The sequence below is a fragment of the Bartonella sp. AP57NXGY genome (genome assembly GCF_042195805.1).
Classification (GTDB): Bacteria; Pseudomonadota; Alphaproteobacteria; order Rhizobiales; family Rhizobiaceae; genus Bartonella.
Genome location: NZ_JBHIOZ010000258.1, coordinates 1 through 1576, shown reverse-complemented (window position 1 = coordinate 1576; position 1576 = coordinate 1). Strand labels below are relative to the sequence as shown.

The 1576-nt window shown below is 42.4% G+C and carries 1 protein-coding gene and 1 pseudogene; both read right to left on the bottom strand.

What is annotated here, in order from left to right; genetic code table 11:
• Positions 1 to 153 precede the first annotated feature (153 nt).
• A pseudogene (locus ACFIL8_RS10070) lies at positions 154 to 693 on the bottom strand (cytochrome c oxidase subunit 3).
• Between the two features lie 179 nt (positions 694 to 872).
• Positions 873 to 1214: a F0F1 ATP synthase subunit A gene (gene atpB / locus ACFIL8_RS10065; protein WP_375621879.1), complete on the bottom strand. Its 342-nt coding sequence runs from the start codon at positions 1212 to 1214 to the stop codon at positions 873 to 875.
• Positions 1215 to 1576: the final 362 nt, after the last annotated feature.

Genomic DNA, 1576 nt, shown 5'->3' with positions numbered 1-1576 from the left:
TAGAGCTAGTACTAAGTTGATTACTCCTTTTTGAATACTGTCAAAGCTGATTGATTGGAAGTCAATTGTACTGGTTATACTAAAAGAGTAGGATCCTCATCAGTAAATAGAGATGTAGAGGAGTAATCATACAACATCTACAAAGTGTCAATATCAAGCGGCAGCTTCAAAGCCGAAGTGGTGGTTTGGTGTGAAGTGATATAATAGTTGGCGGATGAGACAGATAAGGAGGAAAGTGGATCCAATGATGACGTGGAGTCCATGGAAACCCGTAGCGATAAAGAATGTTGAGCCATAAATACCGTCGGAAATGGTGAAGGGTGCTTCAAAGTACTCTGAAATTTGTAGTAAGGTGAAATAGATGCCTAGTAGAATTGTGATGAGTAGAGCCTGGGTTGTTTGTTTTCGATTGTTGTTTATAAGGCTGTGGTGAGTTCAGGTAATTGTTACTCCTGATGCTAATAATACAGAGGTATTTAGAAGGGGTACTTCTAAGGGATTTAATGGGGTAATACCTGTTGGTGGCCAGTGGCCCCCTAAATAAGGGGTTGGGGCTAGGCTTGCGTGGTAGAATGCTCAGAAGAACCCGGTAAAGAAGAAGACTTCTGAGATAATGAATAGGACTATGCCATATCGAAGGTTTTTTTGAACGGGTGTCGTGTGATGTCCTTGATAAGTGCTTTCTCGTACGATATCGCGTCATCATTGGTGAAGGGTTAGTGTTGTGGTTAGTAGACCTAGTGTTAATAGAGTGGTGGAATAGAAGTGAAATCATATGGCTAAGCCGGATGTTGTTAGAAGGGCTGATAGAGCCCCTGCTAGTGGTCAGGGGCTGGGTTTGACTATGTGGTAAGCATGGGATTGGTGGGCCATTAGGTGTTGTTGTGTAAATAAAGGCTAACTAGAAGTGTGAAAACGTAGGCTTGGATTAGAGCAACTGCGATTTCTAGGATGGTGAGTAGTGTCAGGAGTGTGAAGATCAGTGAAGTAGCGGGGGGGCTGATAGTTAGTAGTGTTAGTGTTGCGTTTCCAACTAGGTGTATTAGCAGGTGACCAGCCGTAATGTTAGCAGTTAAGCGTACGGCTAGGGCTACTGGTTGGATGACCAGGCTAATGGTTTCGATTATTACTAGTATGGGGATGAGTAATGTTGGTGTGCCTTGTGGTAGGAGGTGAGCTAGGGAGCTTTTGGTTTTAAAGCGAAGGCCTGTGATTACTGTGGCAGCTCATAAGGGGATTGCTATAGCGAGGTTTATGGATAGTTGGGTGGTGGGTGTAAATGAATGGGGTAGGAGTCCCAGAAGGTTAGTTGTGGTAATAAAGGTAATTAGGGATATTAGTATTAGAGATCAGGTTCGCCCCTTAGCATTATGGGTTATTATTATTTGTTTTAGAGTGAATAGTACTAGGTTGCGTTGGATAGTGATTAGTCGGTTGTTAATGAGATGTTTGGACGTTGGGATTAATAATATGGGAAATATAATGATGGGGATTGTGGCAGGTTGATTTAGGATTATTGGAGTTGCGAATAGGGTAAACAGATTTTCGTTCATTTTAGTTGTCAGTAGCTATTGGG